We start from the raw sequence: 21,476 nt of genomic DNA, 5'->3' as shown, positions 1-21,476 counted from the left end.
GGCCTTCAGCCGGCGTAGCCGCTGGGGCTGTTTGGTCGTCGGAGGCAGCCGGCCGGGCCGGGCGCTCAGGGCGCTCGGTGCGGGTGCGGGCCGCCGATCGGCCTGAACCTGCGCCTCGTCGGTGGGCTTTTTCTTGCCGCGCTTGGGCCGCTTCGAGGCTTTTATCTTGTCATCGAGGCGCTCCAACGAGCCTTCCACGATGGCCGTTACGTCGGGGGCCCGCTCCTCTTCGCGCACCGGCACGAGCAGCGTATCGGGCTTTTCGTTGCGCTTGTTCATCTCCAGCACTTCGCGCACGCGCTCCACGGGCACTACCACCCAGTTGTTGTCGCCGCGCACGGCAAACCACATTTTGCGCTTGAAAATGTCGGTTTTCTGGAGCGTGTACTCGCCCCGCTCCGTGAGCAGCGGGCGCTGCACCTGCGGGATGTCCTTGAGGGCGTCGAGGTAGGTATCGAGCTCGTAGTTGAGGCAGCACTTGAGGCGGCCGCACTGGCCCGAGAGCTTGGCCGGGTTCAAACTCAGGTTCTGGTAGCGGGCAGCGGTGGTACTCACGCTCTTGAAATCGGAGAGCCAGGTGGAGCAGCACAGCTCGCGCCCGCAGCTACCGATGCCGCCGAGGCGGCCGGCCTCGTGGCGCAGCGAAATCTGGCGCATTTCCACCCGCACCCGGAACTCGTCGGCTAGGCGCTTAATCAGGTCGCGGAAGTCCACCCGGTCATCGGCCGAATAAAAGAACGTGGCGCGGGTACGGTCAGCCTGGTACTCCACGTCGGATAGCTTCATGCGCAGGCGCAGCTCCTCGACCACGGCCCGGGCCCGGAACATAGTGCCGGTTTCGAGGTCGCGCACGGCCTGCCAGCGCTCGGCATCCTGCTCGGTGGCCACCCGCAGAATGGGGCGGATATCGGGCGAGTCGAGGGGCACTTTCTTCTTCTTCATCTGGAGGCGCACCAGCTCGCCCTTGAGCGAAACGTGGCCTAGATGCCAGCCGTTGCCGGCCGCTTCCACCACCACGGCGTCGCCGGTAATGAGGGGCAGGCGGCTGGTGTTGCGGAAGAATTCTTTGCGCCCGCCTTTAAAGCGGATTTCGGCAATGTCAAATCCTTTAAAATCGCTGGGCAGGTCCAGGTCCTGGAGCCAGTCGAATACATTGAGGCGGGTGCAGCCACTGCTGCAACTACCCTTCGAGCCGCAGCCCGAGGTAGTTGAGGTGGAACAACCCCCACCGGAGGAGGAACAAGAGGAACAAGCCACGGCTTGGAAGATCTATATGGTAAAGCCGCCGGGAAAAGCCGGCAGCGCGGATTCGGTTATCTACAAAGATATAGAAATAGCCGGGGCAGCGGCCAACGAGCCAAAAGGCTGCCGGAAACCGAAAAACAACCTACCGGCGTGGCCCTACGGAGGAGCTTCTTGCTCCATCACCTGGGCTACTCACGAGTTGGGCTGTAGCATTACTCAGGTGACTTTTTCAGCCTGGGCTCCCAACGTGTTCGAAGCAAGAGAATCTGCTCTTAGGAGCGGAGCAGATCAATGTCTATCAAAAAAAGACAACTTCATCCGAAATACACAAAATCGTTTAATCCAATTAGCTGGACGCCTTTTTGGTCATTACATTTTTTACATCTGATTATCACAATGTATATAATATTGTCAATCACAATGTCTTTATTTTGAAATATCATCAATAAAAACCTACTATTGCAACATCAATCTACCAAACCACAACCAAACACATGAAAGCAACTCGTTTATTCGCCCCCCTCGCACTGCTCGCAGTCACTGGTCTTTCCCTGTCTTCGTGCCAGGAAAAAGCCAATATTGAAGTAAAAGACCAAGTGTCGGAAACGACCATCAACCAGATTAAAACACTTGGCTTCACTACGGCCGGCGCCCAGAAGGTAGATGGGGGCGTAGTAGTAGAGGGCGACATACTGCTCACCAACGAGCTACTAGCCAGCACGCCTGAGTACAGCATGCTGCGCGTGGGCCAGGATGAGCAGTACCGCACCACCAACCTGGTGTCGCGCCTGCCCCGGGTGCTGACGGTGAGCGTGTCGAGCCAGTTCCCGAACGGCTATGTGCAGGCCGCCGACGAGGCCATCCGCCGCTACAACGCCCAGGGCCTGCGTATCACGATGCGCCGTATCACCACGGGCACGGCTGATCTGCCCATCACTTATTCGGCCGACCTGGGCCCCGGCGTACTGGGCCAGTCGGGCGGCTTCCCGTCCAATGGCAACCCCGCTCCCGGCTTTAAGCTCGCGCCAAGCGTAATTGGGGCTCGCTCCATCAACAACGTAGCCACCATCATGGCGCACGAGATGGGCCACTGCATCGGCTTCCGCCACACCGACTACTTCAACCGCCAGTATAGCTGCGGCGGTCGTACTCCAACGAGGGTGCCAGCACGGTAGGGGCCGTTTACATCCCCGGCACGCCCTCGGGCGCCGATCCGAACTCGTGGATGCTGGCCTGCATCGGCTCCACGGATGACCGTCCCTTCAATGCCAACGACCGGACGGCTCTCAACTACGTGTACTAAGCGAAGCCTACGGGCTTAGTCAGTTTATGAAAGCGGCCCCGACTCAACTGAGTCGGGGCGCTTTTTTGTGCGCCAGGTTGGTGCCTACCGCCGGGCAAGCGGCCGGTTTGTTATGCGAGCGGGCACAATGGTCGGTTGCGCGGGGTCGAGCCTCGCCTGCTCCGGCTGTTATGCTTGCTGGCGTTGCGGGCACATTTACCCCGGCCGACGGGCCGGAACGTCAGTTGCGGAACGAGTCAGCCGCTGCCCGCCGCTGCACGATGGCGGACGGATTGACGCAACGACTGACCGCGTAATAGTGGGCGGGTACAAGCCCGGCACCCTAATTTAAAGCTGGTGTGAAAGTGGCGCCGTTAGTTGAGCGCAGCCTCTTGCTTTTGTTAAAGCACCGTGATGCGACGGGTAATTTCGGCGCCGCTGCGAAGCCTGATGCGCAGTAGGTAGGTGCCGGGCAGTAGCGTACCGGTGGCAATCCGCTTAATGATGCCCACTTCAACGGTTTCGGATAAATGCAGGCGGCCGGTAAGGTCGAACACGCGCACGTCGGCGGCCTGGTCGGGGGGCAGCACGATGCGCAGGGGCTCACCGGCCACTACCGGCACCGGATACACCAGCACCTCGGGCGCGGCCGTCACCCGGAAAACCCGTTCTTGCTGGCTGTACACGGTTGCGCCATTGGAGAGGGACAAACTGGCGCGGTAGCGCGAGTAACCGGCCGGGGCCGCCGGGTCGGCCAGCGCCAGCGTGGTGCCCGGCACGGGCTCGAAGGTCTGTACGCCCACGAAGCTACCATCGGGCAGCTGGCGTTCCAGCGTTACGGCCTGCAGCCGGAACGTAGAGCCCAGCGTGAGGTCGAAGCGCACGGTATCGGTCACCAAAAGGCGGGGTACGAAGGAGCGCACGTAGCAGCCGTGGTCCTCCTGCTGCACATCTTCGCTGGCCCCACGTGGCCCCACACGGCCCCGCATAACCGGGGCCACGGCGAAGTAGCGGGCCGTTAGTTCGTTTGTTGTCAGCACAAGCACCGTATCAGTCAGCCGCCGGAAAGATTCCAGGTGGGTGGCGCCGAGGGCATATACCTGATACTGGGTAGCGCCCGGCACCCGCCGCCAAGTCAGCAATGCTTCCTGGGGGCAGCTATAAGCCACAGATAACGCCAGCGGCCGGCCCACGAAAAACGTGTCGGATACCACCGTGGTTGACCCCGCGACCAGGCGCAATTGCCCGGGCTGGGTGGTGGCCGGCGTCGCCCAGCGGAACAGCTTATCGGTCAGGTTGACGGTGGAGCTGAGCGTGCTCCAGGCAGTTTGGCCCAGGGGGCGGTACTCCAGGCGAGCCGCCGTGGCGGGGCCGGCCCACTGCCAGCGCAATAGCTCGGTCGTGGCGGCTTTCAGGTTGTTGGTTTTGGTGGGCGCAATCCAAGTCAGGCCCGATTCGAACTCGTAGGCCACGCTGAAGGCCTGGGGGCCCTGGGGCACTTGGTAGCCGCGCACCCGCAACTCGTAGGTGCCAGCCACGGGCAGATCGAGGGTAATTTGCTCGGCATTGTCGCGGTGGTTGGAGCGGCGGCGGGCAGGACGGGCCAGCGAATCGGGGTGCGGGTAGGCGCTCAGCGTCCAGGGCAGCCACTGCTGGCCGGTGGCGGGCCGGCGCAGGGTCAGGTCGAGGTCGTTAATAAGGGTAGTGGCGGCGTTGACGGCGGCTTCGGGGTCGGTCCAGGCCAACGTAACCTTAAGGCGGTGGGTGCCGGCGGGTACTGTGATTGTGAACACACGCTCCTGCCCGGTAATGGCCGTACCTTCCACAAAGCGGCCCTCCAGCATCGTCTGGACGGCTCCCAGGGCATCGGCCTGCCCGTAGCCGGCTATAAAGTCTACCTGGGGGCGGCCCACATCGTCGGCCGTATTCAGCAGGGCCGCCCGCACCAAGGCCGCTGCGGGCATCACCCCGCTGCGCCGCTGTTGGTGGGCCTGCTGCACGAGCAGGCTGATGCCCGACACCAGCGCCGCCGCATCCGACGAGCCCCCGTCGCCGTAGGCCACCAGTTCGGGCTTTACGCGGCCGTCGGCGGCGGGGCCGCGCGAGCTACGCGGATTCACCTGGCCCAGGCCATCGGTGGCGCCTACACTCAGGCTGTTTTTGGCATTTTTGAATTCCCCGGTGAGGTTGCCCAAGCTGTCGAGGCCGGCATAGGGGCCAGCCGGAGCGGGCAGATGGCCCGAGTTACCACTCGAAAACACGTGCAGCAGGTTGGGGTACTGGCGGGCCTGCTCATCGTAGGCCCGGGCTTCGAGGCCGTAGAAGTTCTCCACGCTCACGCCATAAGAGTGGTTTTGTACCGATACCTGTTGGGCCGCGAGCTGCGCCCCGTCGTCGGGCAGCAGGTTGTCGTAGCTGGCCTGAGCAATGCGGGCCCGCCAGGCCACCCCTCGCCCGTCGGGTGAGGAGTTGCCGCCCCCGGCAATAATGGTGGCCATGATGGTGGAGTGCGAATTGAGTAGCGAGGCCAGCGGGTCGGGGTCGAGCAGCCTCCCTTTGAAGTCGAGGTCGGCCACATCGAGCGGACTTTCCTTTACGGATACCGTGAGGCCCAGGCCCGTGAGCGTGGGGTAACGGGCGTGCACGGCCGTTACTTTGTTGGCCCCAAAATCGGCTGCGCCCAGCTCCCGCTCGGGGCGGGCCAGGCGGTCGGCGGCTTCCACAAACCCTACCCAGGGGCAGGCAGCCAGCGTGCCAGCCGCCAGCCCCCACACCCGCAGCAGGCCAGCATGGTGCGGCTCGGCCAAGGCGGTGGCCTGGGGACTAGTGCGGGCCAGCCACTGCCGAAACGCCGCTTCGTCGGTTACGCTCACGCGTAGCACCCGCCCGGTGGCCGCGGCCTGCAGCCCCGGGGCCAGCCGTTGGACCGGAGCCGGACGGCTGGTAGCGGCGGCCGGTGCCTGGCCATATGCCAGTTCGGCAGTCGTGCTGCTCACCAAAAAAAACAGCAGCAAACGCCCAACGTGGCAGAACGAAGCAGTAGACATACGGGCGCAGTGGTTGTGGCGGAAGCAGCGGGGCGGCGTGCGGCAACCGGAGTTGCCACAGTCAAAGATAACCAGAAATACCATCGACTACCGCTGCTCCCGGCTCACCTGTTGTCTTCTCTAAATGGCATCCATAAGCAACTTTTAATCAGAATACAACCTCCTGATTCCCGTGGAAAAAAACTCAGACAGCAACCAGTCTTGCTGCTGTTTCGGCCGCTACCTGCTACTGGCTTTTTCGAAGGGTGGTTTTTATCTTGGCGTCCTCGCGGCCCTTGCTGAGAGGCTGCTAGTCCACTTTAAGTTACGCTACTATTTACCCGGCGTCTTGTACACCCGCACTCCGGCCGGTAGCAGCAGATACGTGTATTGGTCGCTCACGAGCACCTGCTGAGCACCGGCGACGGGCAGCGGCAGCACGCGCTCGGTCAGGTTGTAGAGGTGGAAGAACCGTACGCCGTCGGCGGCCAGGTAGTAAAGTTCATCGCCCCGGAAACCCACGTAGGTGAGGCCCACGAAAGGCAGCTTTTTGCGGTAGTTGCCCAAGTTGTCGAACACGTACACGCCCCCCACCCGATCCACGAGGTAGAGGTTGTTCTGGTACTCGCGCAAAAACCGGAAATCGGGCCGGGAGCGGCCAATCAGGATGTCGAGCGGGGTGGTGATGGTGAACCGCTTCTGGGTCGGGTCGAGTTGCCGCAGTGTCAGGTCCGACTCGTTGAAGAGCCAGAACCGGTCATCGGGGGCCAGCGTCATCACCCGGGCCTGGCCATCGAGGAAACTGGTGAGCGGCAACTCGCTGATGGGCGACAGAAACCGGTCGAGCAGTAGGGCCTGCTGGCGGTCATCATAGAAGACGAGTACTTTGGCTGTATTCCAGGCTTCCACTTGCATCACGTGGCCCGGCAGCGGCGGCGAGTACGTGTTGAGCGGTTGCCCATCGGGGCCATACTGGCGCAGATTGTGCTGGCGGTCGGTCACGTAGAGGTTGCCCCGCCGGTCGAGCGAGGCCGCCCCGGGTTGGGGCAGCGCGATGGTACGCACCAACTGCCAGCCGGCGCGGGTGCCGGCCGTATCGGGCGGTACCGTTAGCACCGGGGCGGCTTGCCCGGCCGGGGCCACCGAACCTGCCGCCGGGGCCGTGGTTTGGGCTATTGATGGAAGTGAGAGGTTAGAAGTGAGAAATGAGAGCAGGAGGATGCGTAGAAGCCTGGCTGTCATCCTCCTGCTCTCCCTTATCACTTCTAACTTCTCACTTCTGCGAACCATATTCCAGTAAAGCCAGGGAGTCGCCGTCATAAACGCCGTAGGTGCAATAATTGACCCATTCGCCGAGGTTCACGTAGCGGCTGCCGGGAGCCACTTCCACATCGAGGGGCAGGTGGCGGTGGCCAAACACGTAATACTCGTGCGGAAACTGCTGCTGCAGCTCCCGGCAGTAAGTGAGCAGCCACTCGTCGTCGCCCAGGAAACGGTCTTCGGAGAGGCCACTTTGCAGGCGGCTGCGGCGGCTCCAGCGGTTGGCGATACCGATGCCGAAGTTCGGATGCAGCCGCGCAAACAGCCATTGGGCCACCGGCGAGGCGAATACTTTCTTGAGTAGCTTGTAGGTGTGGTCGCCCGGCCCCAGCCCGTCGCCGTGGCCGATATGGAACTGGTGGCCCCCGATGCGCTGGCTCACCGGGTGGCGCACTACCGGAATGTTTAGCTCCTCGGTGAAGTAATCGAACATCCACATATCGTGGTTGCCGGTGAAGAACGTGATGGGGAGCCCCCCATCAGTCAGTTCGGCCAGCTTGCCTTGCAGGCGTGAAAAGCCCCGCGGGATGGCATGGCGATACTCGAACCAGAAGTCGAAAATATCACCCACCAGGTAAATACCCGCCGCATCGCGGGCCACCTCGTCGAGCCAGCGCACGATGCGCCGCTCCCGCTCGCGCGAGCTGGCGGCGTCGGGCGCTCCGAGGTGGAAGTCGGAGGCAAAGTACACCCGGCGGCCGGGCGGCAGAAGCAAATCAGGTAGTTGCGGCGGGCGCGTCATCGAGTAAGAACAGCACGAGGCTCCGGGGGCCGTGGGCCCCGAGAACCAGCGTTTTTTCAATATCGGCCGTCCGGCTGGGCCCCGAGGTTAGGGAAACCATCGACGGCAGTTGGTCCGGCCCGTAGGTACGCTGCAGCAGGGCCAGCGCGTCGCCGATATCGGCTACCACCTGCGAGGTGCGGGCCAGCACCAAGTGCTGATCGGGGTAGATGCTCAGGCGGCGGCCACTACCCGAGGCCCCCGATACCAGCACGCTGCCAGTGCGGGCCACCAGCGCCTCGCAGCTCGTCAGGCCCGCCTCGGCTTGGTCCTGGAAGCCTTCGTCATCTCCCTGAAATACGATGTTGCCCGCGTGAAGCAGCTTTTTCAACTCCGGCTCCCACACGTAAAGGTGCTTCAGCTTTTTCTGCTGCTTATAAAGAAAGAGCTGGTCGTAGAAATGGTCGACGACTCGCAGTAGTAGAACTCGCCCCCCACCCGCACGAAGCTCTGGGCAAAGGCTACGGCTAGGTCCTCATTGGGGCCGGGGCGCGGGTGCAGCGGGGCCGCGAAATCGGGGCGCGGCGCGGCGGCCGGCGCAGGCTGCCGTAGCGCCGCACGGATACGGCGCAGGACAAGGTCACGGGAAGTATCGGCCATGGCCCCAAAGGTACGCGGGTTTCGGTGGATGAAAAACCCCGGCTCACAACCCGACCAAGGCGCACGACTTATAACATTCGGGCATTATGGTTCCGGACCAAGCAGGCCCCAGACAGTCTTACAAGGCGCATTTTGGCACTTTTCGGGGTTCAAAGTAAGCTCGACAGTAATTCTCCAGCGCAGAAATGGCACCCTTTTCGTATTTCCTGGCCGACTATCAACCAGCCCGACCATGCAGCCAGTGTCCGCAACTATCTCCGTCACTCCGATTCCAACCGTTACCATGGTGTCGGCTACCGAAGCCGATTTCAATGAGTGGCTACAGGAGTTGATGCCGGGTATCCGGTCGGCACTGGCTTGCCAGGGTTTCGAGAAAACTCGCCACTTGCACGCGTTCCAACAGTACTTATACCAACGGATCGAGCAGCCCCATGCCCCCAGACCAACTTAGCACGAGTGGAACCTCCGGTTCCGGTGGCAACAGCTTATATTTTTTGCTATTTCAATTGTTCTACTGTTGCGCTTGTCACTTGCTAAGCCTTCCTTCTCCTCATTTACCATTCTGCTGCCCCTGTTAGGCAACATCATCATCATCATGACCAGTTGCAGTGACGATTCCAAGCCGTTAGTACAGCCCAATATCGTCACGTCGCAAAACGTAATCTACCAGTTGGAGATGAAAGGTTACGCGGCCGAGCCGGCCATCGTGGTCCGTTTTGGAGTGGCTAACTCCGAAGCGGAGGCCCGGCAGGGCAAAGCGGCTCAGCTAACCGGTAAAATCCTTTGGGCAGATACTAAAGGCGGCAAAGAAACAAAAGACTATGAGCTGGCAAACCAAGCCGTAGGGTCGAAAAAGTGGGTTTTCCTTTCTACCTCCAAGAAGCCGGTCGGTACGCAATCCGTCACCCTGAACTGGCTTATCAGTAAATCATTAACCCTTAATGCCAGCTCAGGCGATACACTGGTTGTGCAAGAATACACAGTAGAGTAGTATTTCTATTGGGCAGTATTTTCAACAAAAAAGACCAGCCGTTTGGCTAGTCTTTTTTGTTGAAAATACTGCTACACCTATACCGGCGTCACGGCCGAACCACTGGGTTCGGTGGGCGAACTGCCGGCTGAATCGGAGCCGGAATCTACGCCGGGCAGGTTCAGGTCGGGCAGGTCGTTGCCCAGGGGCACCGGGTGCTCCTGCTTCCGCTCGCTCAGGGTTTCGGAGCGGTCGGTACCGGCCATGTGGGCCTGGTAGCTGGTCTGGGTATCGTAAGGGCGCGGGCCCACGAGGCGTTGCAGATCGTCCTGGAGTAGCACTTCCTTTTCGAGTAGCTCCTTAGCAATTACCTCCAACTCGTGGCGGCGCTCGGTGAGCAACTCCTTGGTACGAACGTAGGCTTGCGCGATAATCGTGCGGACTTCCTCGTCAATCATCTGCGAAGTAGCCTCCGAATAAGGCTTGGTGAAACCATAGTCGTTCTGACTCTTAGAGTCGTAGAACGATACGTTGCCGAGCTTTTCGTTCATGCCGTACATCGTCACGATGCTGTAGGCCACTTTCGTGATGCGCTCCAGGTCGCTTAGGGCACCGGTCGAAATCTTGCCAAATACCAGTTCTTCGGCGGCCCGGCCGCCTAGCGTCATGCACATTTCGTCCATGAGTTGCTCGGTGTTGTAGAGGAACTGCTCGCGGGGCAGATACTGGGCGTAACCCAATGCCGCTACCCCCCGGGGCACAATGCTCACCTTCACCAACGGGTCGGCGTGTTCGAGGAACCAACCTGCCACAGCGTGGCCGGCTTCATGGTAGGCCACAATGCGCTTCTCGCCGGGGCTGATGATTTTATTTTTCTTCTCCAGGCCACCGATTACGCGGTCAACGGCATCAGTGAAATCCTGCATCGTCACCATCTTCTTATCGCGGCGGGCCGCGATAAGCGCGGCTTCGTTGCAGACGTTGGCGATTTCGGCACCGGCAAAACCGGGCGTCATGGCGGCTAGCTTACGGTCATCCACATCGGGGCCCAACGTCAGGGGCTTGAGGTGCACATTGAAGATCTGGGTCCGGCCGTTGATGTCGGGCTTGTCAATGCTGATTTGACGGTCGAAGCGGCCGGGCCGGAGCAGAGCAGAGTCGAGCGTGTCGGGCCGGTTGGTGGCCGCCAGAATGATGACACCGGAATCGGTGCCAAAGCCATCCATTTCTACTAGCAGCGAGTTGAGAGTGTTCTCCCGCTCGTCGTTGCCGCCGGGCGTGTTGCCCCGGCTACGGCTGCGGCCGATGGCATCAATCTCATCAATAAAGATGATGCACGGGGCCTTGGCCTTCGCCTGCTTGAACAGGTCGCGAACCCGGGCAGCGCCTACGCCCACGAACATCTCCACGAAATCGGAGCCCGAAAGGGAGAAGAACGGCACATCGGCTTCGCCGGCTACGGCTTTCGCAAGCAGGGTTTTACCGGTGCCGGGAGGGCCAACGAGCAGCGCTCCTTTCGGAATTTTGCCGCCTAGTACGGTGAACTTCGAGGGGTTACGAAGAAACTCCACGATTTCCTCTACTTCCTCCTTGGCCTCTTCGAGGCCAGCTACGTCCTTGAACGTAATTTTCACCTTATCGCCACCATCGAAAAGAGCAGCGCGGCTCTTCCCGATGTTGAAAATCTGGCCACCGGGTCCGCCCGCGCCACTCATGCGGCGCATCAGGAACCAGAAGCCCACGAAGAGCAGGATCATAAGGCCCCAAGTGCTGATGAAGTCGCCAGCCCCGCGCTCCTCGGTTATCTTCAGGCCTACCTGCCGATCGGCGGGCAGCTTTTCCTGGAGTTTGTCGAAGTCGGTTTTGAACACTTTACCATCAACTACCCGGAATACGAACTGCGGGCCGCCCACCGCCGCGCCGGGCATAGAGAAAGGACTACGCTGGGCTACCAGCCGGCGGCTGTATTCAGGCTTTTGCAGTGCTTCCTTCTTAAGCGTGACCTCCACCTGCCGGTCGTTGACCAGCGACACATCGGCTACGTCTCCAGCCGTGAGCATCTGTTCGAACTCGCGCTGCTTGATTTCAACCTGCGTACTGCCACGGGAGAAGAACACCATCCCGAGGATGAGCACTACCAGTCCCGTGAGTACCCAGAGCTGCATACCCGGCCGGGGGGTCGGGTTCGGCAGCGAGGATTTTTTCTTTTTGGGCGTCGTATCAGACATGAATTGAATTGCTAGAAAGAGAACAAGGACGAAACCCGCCCGCCGAAGCTTTGTTAGCGGGTACGCCAGCTTTCAGGGAAGACGCCGCCGACGGCCAATTACTTTACAGCCGCCGAAGTTTCGTTTTCTTCCACGTAGGTAATATCGGCATCACCCCAAAGCTCTTCGAGGGCGTAGAACTGGCGACGGTCGCGCAGGAATACGTGCACAACAACATCCACGTAATCGAGCAGCACCCACTCGCGGTTCATGCGGCCTTCCGTTTGCCAGGGGTTCTGGCCAGTGAGTTTTTCTACCTCCTCCTCTACCGAGCGCGCAATGGCTTCAATTTGGGTATCGGAAGAAGCCGAGCAGATAACGAAGTAATCGGCTACGGCATTTTTGAGGTTTTTCAGATTAAGCACCACAATATCGGACGCCTTCTTTTCCTGCATGCCGCGCACCACGACATCTGCCAACTTGTCCGAATCCTGTCGAACCGGGGTACTTTTCATAAGGTATTGTTAGGTTTGAACATCACAAAGTACGAAAAACAGGTGGAGGCACTATCCCCCCAAACGCTCTTCACGGGCCAACAGCTTATCTGGCTGACCGAATGCCCTTCGACAAATACCGAAGCACAGCTCTTGGCAGGCCAAAACCGGGCCACGGATGGCTGCTGCGTCATAACCGACAAACAGACCGCTGGCCGGGGCCAACGGGGCAACCAGTGGGAAGCCGCGCCCGGCGAAAACCTGACGCTGTCGGTAGTCTGGCGACCAACATTTCTGCCGCCCGCCGATCAATTTTTGCTCAGCCAGGCCGTGGCGCTAGCCGTGCACGACTGGCTGAGCGCCCTACTCGGCCCCGCCCCCGCGCTCCGGGTAAAGTGGCCAAACGACATCTTCTACGGTTCGCAGAAGCTGGGCGGGATTCTGATTGAGAACACCCTGAGCGGCGCAAAAATTCAGCATAGTATCGTCGGAATTGGGCTTAATATTAATCAGCAGCAATTTGGGGTACCCACGGCTACTTCACTGGGCCAGCTTACTGGCCGCGCCTACCCGCTGGCTCCGCTGGCCGGCCGCCTGCTCGAAAGCCTGGAGCGCCGCTACCTGCAGCTACGGGCGGGGCGCGTAGGCGAGCTACGGGCCGCCTACCTGCAAGTGCTCTACCGCTTCGAGGAAGAGCATGCCTACGAAGCCGCTGGCCGTCCCTTGCGCGGCCGCATTGTGGGCGTTGATGCGACGGGCCGCCTGGCTCTGGCCGTGGGCAGGCAGATACAGCACTTCGACCTGAAAGAAATTCGGTATCTGTAGCGCGGGATTTGTGCCCAGCACCAGGCGAAACCAGCGTGTTTGATTATCGACAGCGCTATACAATGCTTACAACTCGGCTGGTATAACAGATTATAATCTGGGCTTAGCATACTACTTACCAACTATTTAGGTAATTTAAGGGTTATATTACTTAAACTCCTGGGCAACTTTTGGTTCCAACTGGGTATCTGCCCTTCTGACGCCAGCGGGCAAAGGGCACGGTAGTTGTCTTTCTCGCCTTGGCTGGCCGCTCTATACTTTCTGCCAGCTTTTCTTATTGCCTACCCTACGTTCTACTCGATGCCATGAAACTTACACTACGCTCCCTTTCGCTGCTCTTCCTGATTTTGTGGCAGTTGCCGCTGCTTGCCGCGACGTTTACCGTCGAAGTAGGCGACAACTTTTACCGGCCCGCTACGGTCAATATCCAACCCGGCGATATAGTAACGTGGAAGTATATTGGCCAGAGCAGCCACCCCACGGCATCCGATAATGCGGCCTGGGTTACGTTTCCGATGAATGCGGCCAGCCTAACTAAATCTCTCACGTTTCCTACGGCGGGCAATTTCCCTTACCATTGTACCGTCCACGGTGCTCCGGGTTCAGGCATGTTTGGGACTATCACGGTCGGGACTACTACCCCCACGCTGGCTCCGCGTATTACGCCCACGTTTTCGCTCTCGCCCAACCCCGCCCACGGCCTCGTTACGGTTTCGATGGGCCAGTTCGGTGGCAACGACTACAAACTGCGCCTGAGTAACATTATCGGCCGCGAAGTACGGACCGTAGCCGTGCGCCCTGAGGCCGCCGAAGGTGGCATGACGCTGAATCTGGCCGACCTGCCCTCGGGCATGTACTTCTACAGCTTGCTACAAAACGATAAGGTGGTTTCGACCAAGCGGCTGGTGCTGCAAAACTGAGCTTTTTGTAGCTACAAGCTTCCAGTGGCAGACCACAAGCCACCCACCTGTTATCCTGAGTACAGCGAAGGACCTTATCATGCCTAGATGAACCGTTACGACGGCCGTCTGGGTGAGATGAGGTCCTTCGCTTTTGCCCAGGATGATAGGCGGGCGGCTTGTGGTCTGCCGCTGGAAGCTTGTAGCTATTAAAGACGGCGTTGGTTGATTTAGGGTGCGGACCTCGCTACTTATTGGCTACTTTTGAACTTTCGCTGTTTTCTCTCTCCCCCGATTCCTCCGCCCTCCTTCTAGGGGCGGCCTTCTCTTACTTACGCTATGCGGAGTTACAAAAGCCTGAATAACCTCGTGGGCTGGCTGGTATTTGCCCTGGCCACCGTTGTTTTTCTGATGACCCTGGAGCCCACGGCTTCGTTCTGGGACTGCGGCGAATTCATTGCCTGCTCCTACAAGCTGCTGGTGCCCCATCCCCCCGGGGCCCCCACGTTCCTGCTGCTGGGCCGCCTGTTCTCGCTGCTCAGCTTCGGCGACGTAACGAAGGTATCGGTGCTGGTGAACTCGCTCTCGGCTCTGAGCTCCTCGTTCACGGTGCTGTTCCTGTTCTGGACCATCACGATGCTGGCCAAGAAGCTCGTGCTCCACCGTCCCGGTATGCACGACGACCGGCAGCTGGAGCCCACGTTTGGGCAGACGCTACTGATTCTGGGTGCGGGTGCAGTGGGCGCATTGGCCTACGCCTTCTCCGACTCGTTCTGGTTTAATGCCGAGGAAGCCGAAGTATACGCCATGTCGTCGTTGTGCACGGCGGCTGTGGTGTGGCTGATGCTCAAGTGGGAAAACCGCGCCGACGAGGCCGATTCGGACCGCTGGCTGGTGCTGATTGCCTATGTTATTGGTCTGAGCATTGGGGTTCACTTGCTGAACCTGCTGGCTATTCCGGCCCTGGGTTTCATTTATTACTACCGCCGTACCCAGAACCCCACCATGTGGGGCGGCATCATCACGTTGGTAGTGAGCAGCCTGATCGTGGGGCTGATTCTGGCCGGTATCATTCCGGGCCTGCCCACGCTGGCGGGCGCGTTCGAGGTTTTCTTTGTAAACACCATTGGGTTGCCCTTCAACTGGGGCATCATCATTTTCCTGCTACTGTTCGTGGGCCTAATCTGGTTCGGGTTCCGGCAGTCGTTTCAGCGCCGCAACCGGCTGCTGAACACGGCCATGCTGAGCTTCGTGTTTATTCTGATCGGGTATTCGAGCTACCTCATCGTGCCCATCCGCAGCTCCTACCACCCTACCATCAACGAAAACGACCCCGAGGATGTGCTGTCGTTCGTAAGCTACCTCAAGCGCGAGCAGTACGGCGACCGGCCGTTGCTTTATGGCCCCCAGTTCAATGCCCAGCCCACGGCCCAGACCGAGGGCGCCCCGCGCTACGTGCGCCAGGGCGACAAGTACGTAGTGGCCGAGTACCGACCGGTGCTGGAGTACCGCGCCGAGGACAAAATGCTACTGCCCCGCCTCTACAGCAACGACCCGCTGCACCTCTACAACTATAAGAAGTGGGTGGATATTCAGGAGGGCGTGAAGCCTACCATGGGCCAGAACCTGGCCTTCCTGTTCAAGTACCAGATGGGCCATATGTTCTGGCGCTACTTCATGTGGAACTACGTGGGCCGCGAGGGCGACTTACAGCAGTCGGGCATTTTGTGGGGCAGCGCCGACGGTAACGGCCTGCCCGAGCGGGTGGCCGACAGCCCGGCCCGCAACGCCTTCTTCGCGCTGCCCCTGATGCTGGGGTTGCTGGGGTTGTTCTTCCATATCCGCCGCGATGGGCGCAACGCCTTTATCGTGGGTCTGTTGTTCCTATTCACCGGTCTGGCCATCGTGCTCTACCTCAACCAGCCGCCCATTGAGCCCCGCGAGCGGGACTACACTTTTGCCGGGGCCACGTTTGCCTTCGCCATCTGGATTGGATTAGGCGTGCTGGCGCTGGCCGAGCTGCTTAAATCCGTGCTCAAGGCCGATACTACCCGGGCCGGCGTGGTTACGCTGGCGGGTTTGGTGGTGCCGGGCATCATGGTGACCCAGGGCTGGAACGACCACGACCGCTCCGACCGCTACCTCTCGGTCGACTCGGCCAAGAACCTGCTCAACTCCTGCGCCCCCAATGCCATCCTGTTCACCAACGGCGACAACGACACGTTCCCGCTCTGGTACGCCCAAGAAGTGGAGGGCGTGCGTACAGATGTGCGAGTGGCCGTGCTTAGCTATCTGAACACTGATTGGTACATCGACCAGATGAAGCGCCGCTCCTACAAATCGGCCCCGCTGCCGATTTCGATGGAGAGCAAGGACTACAAACAGGGCACCAACGACTACCTGCCCTACGCCGAGAACCCGGCCGTGCAGGAAGTGGACGTGCGCCAGTTCATGCAGCTCGTGGAGGCCAACAGCCCACTGCTGCAGGTAAGCTACGGCGAGGGCAAGCCCCTGCTCTCGTTCCCGTCGCGCAAATTCTACCTGCCCATTGATACCGCCGCCGTGCTGAAAACAGGCATCATTCCGGCCGACCGCCGCGCTCAGTTGGTGCCGCGCATGGAGTGGACGGTGGGCAAGAGCGCCATCGAGAAGAAAAGCCTCGTGATTCTCGATATTCTGGCCACCAATAACTGGAAACGGCCGGTATACTTCTCGAGCACCGTTGATTCGCGCGACTTCATGGGCCTGCAGCCCTACTTCCAGCTCGAAGGCATGGCCTACCGCATTTTGCCCGCCCGCGACCCCAACTACGACCCCAGCGGCGGCCGCCAGGCCGATGATGGCTACGTGGAGCTGGACCTGATGTACGAGAAGCTGATGAAGACCTTTGCCTACCGCGGCCTCGACAACCCGGGCATTTTCTACGACGAGAACAATCTGCGCTTTCCGGCCAACTACCGCGACAAGTTCTCGCGCCTGGCCGATGCCCTGCTGATGGCCGGCGACAAGGTTCGGGCTAAAAAGGTGCTCGACAAGGCTTTCGAGGTAATGCCCGATAAGGCGATACCCTACGATTACTACGTGCCCCAGTTCATCCCGGCCCTGGTAGCCGTCGGCGACACCAAGCGGGCCAACGAAATCATGGATACCATGATTGGCCGCGCCGAGCGGGGCCTGGCCTACTACAGCACCCACAACCAGGCCCTGTTCGACCAGGAATTCCAGACCTACCTGTTGAGCCTCGACAGCATCGGCCGCGCCGCCGAAGCCATCGGCGACCGGGCCCGGGCTGAGCGGGCCATCAAGCTGCTCCAGCAGTATTACAATCCGCGCCAGTAACGCACGGTTTTTGAGCAGCGAAGGCCGCCCCGGGAACGGGGCCGGCCTTTTCGCGTGGCTCCACGCCAGCTTGCGCGGTTCTTATCTTCTATCTTCCACCCCTATCATCTGCTCAGCTATGAAGAACCTGCCTTCCCTCCTGTTGCTACTTTTACTGCTGACCACCGGTTTGCTGGCCGCCGCGCCGCGCCGCGACTTCGCCACCCAGTACCGGCCGGGGCGCACGATTGAGGTGGACACCCGCCGCGAGGGCGACAGCCTGCGGGTGTATCTGCGGTTTCCGAACCGGAGCACCCTGCGGCGCGGGTTTCCGCTGCACGTGGTGGGCTGGGCCGATTTCGACGCCCGCCGGCCGCTCTGGCAGGACACGGTGCGCCAGCTGGCCCGCCGCCTGCGCCCCGACGGTGCGGCCGCCCGCATTAGCTTTACGTTACCCCTGAGCCGGTTGCGGGCCGGGCAGGTGTTGAGCATGGTCATTGGGCCGGCCGAGGAAGCCGTGAGCGGCGACGCGGCCTGGCTGCGGCTCACGCCCGAGCACCTCAACCGGAGCTTTATTCTGATTGATTCGCTGAGCCAGCCACTGATGCACCGCTATGTGCGGGCCCGGCAGGTGTTTGGCGTGAGTGCCTACGCGCCGGGCCAGGCCCTGAGCGCCTACCGCTACCCGCTCAGCTCGCTTGCCGCCGCCCCACCCATGGCCTCGGTGAGCACGCTGGGTGAGCAGCCGCGCACCCTCGGCCTCGCCGATTCGGCCCGCTTCCAGGCCGACCAACTACTGCGGCTACCCGCTGGGCTGTATTTGCTGCGGGTCGGCGACCGGGGGCCGCATTTAGGGCTATTGGTAGAGGAGAACCGGTTTCCTGAGTTGACTTCGGCCGACGAGCTGATTGCCCCGCTCGTGTACGTAACGACTTCGCCGGAGCGCCAGAAGCTCTTCGACGCGCCCGACCCCAAAAAGGCCGTCGACCAGTTCTGGCTCGGCGTGGCCAACAACAACCAGACGGTAGCCCGTCAGCTCATCCGCACGTTTTATGGCCGCGTGAGCGAAGGCAGTCAGTTTTTTTCGGCCCACAAAGCCGGCTGGCTCACCGACCGAGGAATGTTGTACCTGGTGATGGGGCCACCAGAAACAGTGTATCGCGACGGCAACGAAGAGCGGTGGCTGTACCGCGGCGACGCCGGCATCGGGGGAACATTTATCTTCCGCGCCAAACCGAGTACCTTTGCCCCCGACAACTATGAACTGGTGCGCCGCCCCGAGTATGAACCGCTCTGGTATGCCGCCGTGGAGCAATGGAGAAAAGGACGAACCGCCCAGCCCGGCCGCTAAATGAACGCCGCCAATTTTTTGACTCGGAAAACCGCCCCGTGCCCAACCGCCGCCCGAATCCGCGCGATGCGGACCGGCGCGAGGAAGGCCGGCGCCCGGAGGGTGGCCGCGCCGACGACAACCGTTTTGAGAGCAGCCGCGCTGAGGAAGGCCGTTTCGATGAAGGACGCGACAACGACAACCGCTCCTCTGAGCGCCGGCCAGAAGATGGGCGCGGTGAAGACAGACGCAGTGAAGATGGACGCGGCGAAAGCCGCTCCTCCGATAAGCCCCGTTACCCGCATCGCCCGGCTCAGGACCGCAGCATCGACATGATTTTCGGGCTCCGGCCCATTCTGGAAGCCCTGACGGCGGGTCGCACCCTCGACAAGGTGTTCCTGCTGCGCGCCACCAAGAACTCGATGACCCAGGACATCACGGCCCTGGCCCGCGAGGCTGGTGTGCCCGTGTCGATGGTACCGGTGGAGAAGCTCGACAACATCACCCGCAAAAACCACCAGGGCGCGGTAGCTTTCGTTTCGCCGATTGACTACATGCCCCTGGACAATATCCTGGCCGGGCTCTACGAGGAAGGCAAAACGCCTTTGCTGCTGGTGCTCGACCGGATTACTGACGTGCGTAACTTCGGTTCCATTGCCCGGAACGCCGAGTGCCTGGGCGTGCACGCCATTGTGGTACCCAGCCACGGCGCGGCCCAGATCAACGGCGACGCCCTCAAAACGTCGGCCGGTGCGCTCAACATCATCCCCGTCTGCCGGGAGCACAATCTCAAGCAAACCCTCACCTTCCTGCGCGAATCGGGCGTGCAGGTAGTGGCCTGTACCGAGAAGTCGGATGCCAGCCTAGAGGCCGAAACAGTGGATCTGACCGGCCCGCTGGCCATCCTGATGGGCTCGGAGGAAGATGGCATCAGCCCCGAATACCTGCGCCTCGCCGACCACAAGCTGCGCATTCCAATGGCCGGCCAGATCAGCTCCCTTAACGTATCGGTCGCCAGCGGCATCATGCTGTATGAGGTACTCCGTCAGCGGCTGGGGGCAGTTAAAAGCTGAAATCAGCATCAAGCGTGAAGAATTAAGATGGCCGCTGAACGACTCCCGATTGGGGCGTTCAGCGGCCATCTTAATTCTTCACGCTTTCACTTGTCACTTACACAACAGGCGGCCGTAAGCTTGTAGCGCGAAGCTCCAGTCTAAGTACAAAACTCACTTTCAATGCAGCAGTCCCGCTTTTCGGGCGGCGCTGATCAGCTTAGGAGCGTTTTTTAGGGTGGCGGCGACGAAGCGTTTGCCCGATTCCTTAACTTCATCCTTACTCACTTCTCGGGCCTCTTCGCGCACAAATTCGTTCAGCGCATGAAATGCTTCGCGGACAGCCTTGTGCCTCGGCTGCTCGGCCCGGAGCTGCTCATGCACGAGGGCCAGCTGCTCCCGGATTTTGTCGTGGCGGGAGCTGAACACGGATTCGTGGCCGACGTGGGGCCGAATGCGCTCTACCAGCTCCAGCAACGGATGCAGCCGGTTGGCGACAGATAGCGCCGAGTCGGCGAGTTTGTCGCGCTTGCGGAGCGGCGGCAGAGCATCGGGGTGGTCCATGAGCGAGGGCGAAGATGGAGGAGGCAAATGAATATGCGGCGGACAGGGGGGCTAAAATACGCCGGATCGGGCTGAATTGGCAAACGCTCCGGCCCGAAGAAATAACATGCGCCTGCCCCAATAACCTGCGTTTATGGCGGGCTTAGTCCCACATTGCTATCTTGCCACCGGCGAACAGCTGAGTAGCCGGGCTGGTTATCCCCTAGCTCCGGCAGCCGAACAACTCAGTGCGCCAGCCTTATTTTCACTCCCACATCCCCCCATTCATGACCAAAATCAAGGTAGCCAACCCAATAGTTGAGCTGGACGGCGACGAAATGACGCGTATCATCTGGAAGTTCATCAAGGACAAGCTGATTACGCCTTACCTCGAACTAGATATTAAGTACTACGACCTGGGCATTGAGTACCGCGACGAAACCAACGACCAGGTAACCATCGACGCGGCCAACGCCATCAAGCAATATGGTGTGGGCATCAAGTGCGCCACCATTACGCCCGACGAGCAGCGGGTGGAGGAGTTCGGTCTCAAGCAAATGTGGCGCTCCCCCAACGGTACTATCCGCAACATCCTCGACGGCACGGTGTTCCGCGAGCCGATTGTAATGAGCAACGTGCCCCGCCTCGTGCCCAACTGGACGGCTCCCATCTGCATCGGCCGCCACGCCTTCGGCGACCAGTACCGCGCCACCGACTTCCTGACCAAGGGCAAGGGCAAGCTCACCATCACCTTCCAGCCCGAAGACGGCGGCGAAACCCAGTCGTTTGAGGTCTACAACTTTAAAGGCGACGGTGTGGCCCTGGCCATGTACAACACCGACGAATCCATCCGCGGCTTCGCCCACGCCTGCTTCAACCAGGCCCTGAGCAAGAACTGGCCGCTGTACCTTTCCACCAAAAACACCATTCTCAAGAAGTACGATGGTCGTTTCAAGGACATCTTCCAAGAGATTTACGAGCAGGACTACTTGGCCAAGTTCAAGGAAGCCGGCATCACCTACGAGCACCGCCTGATTGACGACATGGTGGCCTCGGCGCTGAAGTGGAACGGCAATTTCGTGTGGGCCTGCAAAAACTACGACGGCGACGTGCAGAGCGACACCGTGGCCCAGGGCTTCGGCTCGCTGGGCCTGATGACTTCGGTGCTCGTGACGCCCGACGGCGGCACCATGGAGGCCGAAGCAGCCCATGGCACCGTAACGCGCCACTACCGCGACCACCAGAACGGCAAGCCCACCAGCACCAACCCCATCGCCAGCATCTTCGCCTGGACCCGGGGCCTGGAGTTCCGCGGCAAGCTCGACGGCAACCAGGAGCTCATCGACTTCTGCCACGCGCTGGAGCAAGTGTGCATCGAAACCGTAGAAAGCGGCAAAATGACCAAGGACCTCGCCGTCTGCATCCACGGCAACAAGGTCGAGCACGGCCGCGACTACCTCTACACCGAGGAATTCCTGGCTGCCCTTGATGAGAACCTGCAAGCCAAACTGACGAGCAATTAAGAATTAACAATTAGGGATTAAGAATCGGGCTGTTCCGCTACCTCGTAAGGAGTAGCGGAAC

The 21,476-nt window shown here is 60.6% G+C and carries 18 protein-coding genes; 9 read left to right on the top strand and 9 right to left on the bottom strand.

Translation table 11 applies throughout. The features are described from left to right. Positions 1-1,257: PSP1 domain-containing protein (locus tag CDA63_RS13110; RefSeq protein WP_088464913.1), on the bottom strand; the 1,257-nt coding region annotated here is incomplete at its 3' end. A gap of 482 nt (positions 1,258-1,739) precedes the next feature. Between CDA63_RS13110 and CDA63_RS13105 the strand changes: the two genes are divergently transcribed. Next, positions 1,740-2,420, top strand: a complete 681-nt coding sequence (locus CDA63_RS13105) for a zinc-dependent metalloprotease (RefSeq protein WP_262490662.1) — start codon at positions 1,740-1,742, stop codon at positions 2,418-2,420. Beyond that, positions 2,381-2,548, top strand: coding sequence for a M57 family metalloprotease (locus CDA63_RS21615; RefSeq protein ID WP_317044047.1), 168 nt, complete (start codon positions 2,381-2,383; stop codon positions 2,546-2,548). The genes CDA63_RS13105 and CDA63_RS21615 overlap by 40 nt, the downstream gene beginning before the upstream one ends. 380 nt (positions 2,549-2,928) lie before the next feature. On the opposite strand, the gene CDA63_RS13100 is transcribed toward CDA63_RS21615, so the two are convergent. The 5 genes from CDA63_RS13100 to CDA63_RS21760 form a co-directional block, all read right to left on the bottom strand. Further along, positions 2,929-5,574: a S8 family serine peptidase gene (locus CDA63_RS13100; protein ID WP_165768294.1), complete on the bottom strand. Its 2,646-nt coding sequence runs from the start codon at positions 5,572-5,574 to the stop codon at positions 2,929-2,931. Between the two features lie 312 nt (positions 5,575-5,886). Then, positions 5,887-6,795: a hypothetical protein gene (locus tag CDA63_RS13095; protein ID WP_126546864.1), complete on the bottom strand. Its 909-nt coding sequence runs from the start codon at positions 6,793-6,795 to the stop codon at positions 5,887-5,889. A gap of 31 nt (positions 6,796-6,826) precedes the next feature. Next, positions 6,827-7,615 (bottom strand): UDP-2,3-diacylglucosamine diphosphatase, encoded by a 789-nt coding sequence (locus CDA63_RS13090; RefSeq protein WP_088464910.1) that lies wholly within the window; start codon positions 7,613-7,615, stop codon positions 6,827-6,829. Further along, entirely contained in the window at positions 7,590-7,985 is a 396-nt protein-coding gene (locus tag CDA63_RS21765) for a LutC/YkgG family protein (protein ID WP_242434664.1), read from the bottom strand. The genes CDA63_RS13090 and CDA63_RS21765 overlap by 26 nt, the downstream gene beginning before the upstream one ends. A gap of 26 nt (positions 7,986-8,011) precedes the next feature. Beyond that, positions 8,012-8,254 (bottom strand): hypothetical protein, encoded by a 243-nt coding sequence (locus tag CDA63_RS21760; protein WP_242434663.1) that lies wholly within the window; start codon positions 8,252-8,254, stop codon positions 8,012-8,014. 523 nt (positions 8,255-8,777) lie between these two features. Between CDA63_RS21760 and CDA63_RS13075 the strand changes: the two genes are divergently transcribed. Further along, entirely contained in the window at positions 8,778-9,245 is a 468-nt protein-coding gene (locus CDA63_RS13075) for a hypothetical protein (protein WP_126546863.1), read from the top strand. Between the two features lie 77 nt (positions 9,246-9,322). Here CDA63_RS13075 and ftsH read toward each other — a convergent pair whose 3' ends face one another. Together ftsH and rsfS are read right to left on the bottom strand one after the other, a co-directional pair. Next, complete coding sequence (gene ftsH, locus CDA63_RS13070) at positions 9,323-11,452, bottom strand: ATP-dependent zinc metalloprotease FtsH (RefSeq protein WP_088464907.1); 2,130 nt, start codon at positions 11,450-11,452, stop codon at positions 9,323-9,325. 98 nt (positions 11,453-11,550) lie between these two features. After that, complete coding sequence (rsfS, locus tag CDA63_RS13065; RefSeq protein WP_088464906.1) at positions 11,551-11,946, bottom strand: ribosome silencing factor; 396 nt, start codon at positions 11,944-11,946, stop codon at positions 11,551-11,553. A 42-nt stretch (positions 11,947-11,988) separates the two neighbouring features. On the opposite strand from rsfS, the gene CDA63_RS13060 reads away from it, so the two are divergent. From CDA63_RS13060 to rlmB, 5 genes are all read left to right on the top strand, one after another. Continuing rightward, positions 11,989-12,750, top strand: a complete 762-nt coding sequence (locus tag CDA63_RS13060; RefSeq protein WP_317044046.1) for a biotin--[acetyl-CoA-carboxylase] ligase — start codon at positions 11,989-11,991, stop codon at positions 12,748-12,750. Positions 12,751-13,055: 305 nt separating this feature from the next. Beyond that, positions 13,056-13,670 (top strand): T9SS type A sorting domain-containing protein, encoded by a 615-nt coding sequence (locus tag CDA63_RS13055; RefSeq protein WP_088464904.1) that lies wholly within the window; start codon positions 13,056-13,058, stop codon positions 13,668-13,670. A gap of 318 nt (positions 13,671-13,988) precedes the next feature. After that, positions 13,989-16,988, top strand: coding sequence for a glycosyltransferase family 117 protein (locus CDA63_RS13050; protein ID WP_088464903.1), 3,000 nt, complete (start codon positions 13,989-13,991; stop codon positions 16,986-16,988). Positions 16,989-17,106: 118 nt separating this feature from the next. Then, positions 17,107-18,318, top strand: a complete 1,212-nt coding sequence (locus CDA63_RS13045) for a GWxTD domain-containing protein (RefSeq protein ID WP_088464902.1) — start codon at positions 17,107-17,109, stop codon at positions 18,316-18,318. A 38-nt stretch (positions 18,319-18,356) separates the two neighbouring features. After that, entirely contained in the window at positions 18,357-19,370 is a 1,014-nt protein-coding gene (gene rlmB, locus CDA63_RS13035; protein ID WP_199797530.1) for a 23S rRNA (guanosine(2251)-2'-O)-methyltransferase RlmB, read from the top strand. 159 nt (positions 19,371-19,529) lie between these two features. Here the strand turns inward: rlmB and CDA63_RS13030 are convergent, their stop codons facing one another. Next, complete coding sequence (locus CDA63_RS13030) at positions 19,530-19,913, bottom strand: hypothetical protein (protein ID WP_088464899.1); 384 nt, start codon at positions 19,911-19,913, stop codon at positions 19,530-19,532. Positions 19,914-20,179: 266 nt separating this feature from the next. On the opposite strand from CDA63_RS13030, the gene CDA63_RS13025 reads away from it, so the two are divergent. Next, a complete protein-coding gene (locus CDA63_RS13025; RefSeq protein WP_088464898.1) occupies positions 20,180-21,415 on the top strand; it encodes an NADP-dependent isocitrate dehydrogenase in 1,236 nt (411 codons plus the stop codon). Positions 21,416-21,476: the final 61 nt, after the last annotated feature.

It is taken from the genome of Hymenobacter amundsenii, assembly GCF_002204745.1.
GTDB classification, from domain to species: Bacteria; Bacteroidota; Bacteroidia; order Cytophagales; family Hymenobacteraceae; genus Hymenobacter; species Hymenobacter amundsenii.
This window is presented reverse-complemented; position numbering and strand designations above follow the sequence as displayed.

Bases quoted from the DNA above. Each gene is read 5' to 3' on its own strand.
- ftsH (WP_088464907.1), bottom strand. From the start codon at position 11,452: ATGTCTGATACGACGCCCAAAAAGAAAAAATCCTCGCTGCCGAACCCG.
- CDA63_RS13100 (WP_165768294.1), bottom strand. From the start codon at position 5,574: ATGTCTACTGCTTCGTTCTGCCACGTTGGGCGTTTGCTGCTGTTTTTT.
- CDA63_RS21760 (WP_242434663.1), bottom strand. From the start codon at position 8,254: ATGGCCGATACTTCCCGTGACCTTGTCCTGCGCCGTATCCGTGCGGCG.
- CDA63_RS13025 (WP_088464898.1), top strand. From the start codon at position 20,180: ATGACCAAAATCAAGGTAGCCAACCCAATAGTTGAGCTGGACGGCGAC.
- rsfS (WP_088464906.1), bottom strand. From the start codon at position 11,946: ATGAAAAGTACCCCGGTTCGACAGGATTCGGACAAGTTGGCAGATGTC.
- CDA63_RS13030 (WP_088464899.1), bottom strand. From the start codon at position 19,913: ATGGACCACCCCGATGCTCTGCCGCCGCTCCGCAAGCGCGACAAACTC.
- CDA63_RS13105 (WP_262490662.1), top strand. From the start codon at position 1,740: ATGAAAGCAACTCGTTTATTCGCCCCCCTCGCACTGCTCGCAGTCACT.
- CDA63_RS13090 (WP_088464910.1), bottom strand. From the start codon at position 7,615: ATGACGCGCCCGCCGCAACTACCTGATTTGCTTCTGCCGCCCGGCCGC.
- CDA63_RS13045 (WP_088464902.1), top strand. From the start codon at position 17,107: ATGAAGAACCTGCCTTCCCTCCTGTTGCTACTTTTACTGCTGACCACC.
- CDA63_RS13050 (WP_088464903.1), top strand. From the start codon at position 13,989: ATGCGGAGTTACAAAAGCCTGAATAACCTCGTGGGCTGGCTGGTATTT.
- CDA63_RS13055 (WP_088464904.1), top strand. From the start codon at position 13,056: ATGAAACTTACACTACGCTCCCTTTCGCTGCTCTTCCTGATTTTGTGG.
- CDA63_RS13095 (WP_126546864.1), bottom strand. From the start codon at position 6,795: ATGACAGCCAGGCTTCTACGCATCCTCCTGCTCTCATTTCTCACTTCT.